At 66.3% G+C, this 1,144-nt stretch carries 1 protein-coding gene and 1 pseudogene; both read left to right on the top strand.

Annotation, left to right across the window (positions count from 1 at the left end):
- Window positions 1–310 (top strand): aldehyde dehydrogenase family protein (locus AC1D00_RS42220; RefSeq protein WP_477014791.1); only part of this gene is annotated, 310 nt, incomplete at its 5' end.
- A gap of 22 nt (window positions 311–332) precedes the next feature.
- Window positions 333–1,130, top strand: a pseudogene (locus tag AC1D00_RS42215) (acyl-CoA dehydrogenase family protein); the annotation flags it as partial.
- Window positions 1,131–1,144: the final 14 nt, after the last annotated feature.

The raw sequence follows: 1,144 nt of genomic DNA, 5'->3' as shown, positions 1-1,144 counted from the left end.
CTACAAGGAAGCGCTGGCGCTGCCGTCCGAGCATGACTACGGCAACGGCGTCGCGATCTTCACCCGCGACGGCGACGCTGCGCGCGACTTCGCGGCCAAGGTGAATGTCGGCATGGTCGGCATCAACGTGCCGATCCCGGTGCCGATCGCCTATTACACCTTCGGCGGTTGGAAGAAGTCGGGCTTCGGCGACCTCAACCAGCATGGCCCGGACTCGGTTCGCTTCTACACCAAGACCAAGACGGTGACCTCGCGCTGGCCGTCCGGCGTCAAGGAAGGTGCGGAGTTCTCGATCCCGCTGATGAAGTGATCCTCTCAAGAGCGAGGCACCCATGCAGTTCGCTCTGAACGAGGATCAGGTCGCGGTTCGCGACATGGCGTTGGCGTTTGCGGCGGAAAAGATCGCGCCGCACGCGCTGCGCTGGGACGAGGAGAAGCATTTCCCCGTCGACGTGATGCGCGAGGCGGCGACGCTCGGCATGGGCGGCATCTATATCCGCGAGGATGTCGGCGGCTCCGCCATGACCAGGTTCGACGCGGCGCTGATCTTCGAGGCGCTGGCGACGGGCTGCCCGACGACGTCGGCCTTCATCTCCATCCACAACATGGCGTCCTGGATGATCGATGCCTACGGCAGCGACACCCAGCGCCACAAATGGCTGCCGAAGCTCTGCACCATGGAGCTGATCGCCAGCTACTGCCTGACCGAGCCCGGCGCCGGCTCGGATGCCGCGGCGCTGCGCACCCGCGCGGTGCGCGACGGCGATCATTACGTCCTCAACGGCCAGAAGCAGTTCATCTCGGGGGCCGGCGGCACCGACCTTTTGGTCGCGATGGTGCGGACCGGCGGCGAAGGCCCCGGCGGCATCTCGACCCTCGTCATCGACGGCGACACACCCGGCGTCTCGTTCGGCGCCAACGAGCGCAAGATGGGCTGGAACGCGCAGCCGACCCGTGCCGTCATGTTCGAGAACGCCCGCGTGCCGGTCGTCAACCGGCTGAGCGAGGAGGGCGTCGGCTTCAAGATCGCGATGGCCGGCCTCGATGGCGGCCGTCTCAACATCACGGCCTGTTCTCTTGGTGGTGCCCAAACGGCGCTCGACAAGGCGCGCGCCTACATGAAGGAGCGCACATGAAGGAGCGC

It is taken from the genome of Bradyrhizobium sp. P2_E8, assembly GCF_056403875.1.
The sequence above is the reverse complement of the archived record's forward strand: the minus strand, read 5'-3'. Positions and strand labels throughout refer to the sequence as shown.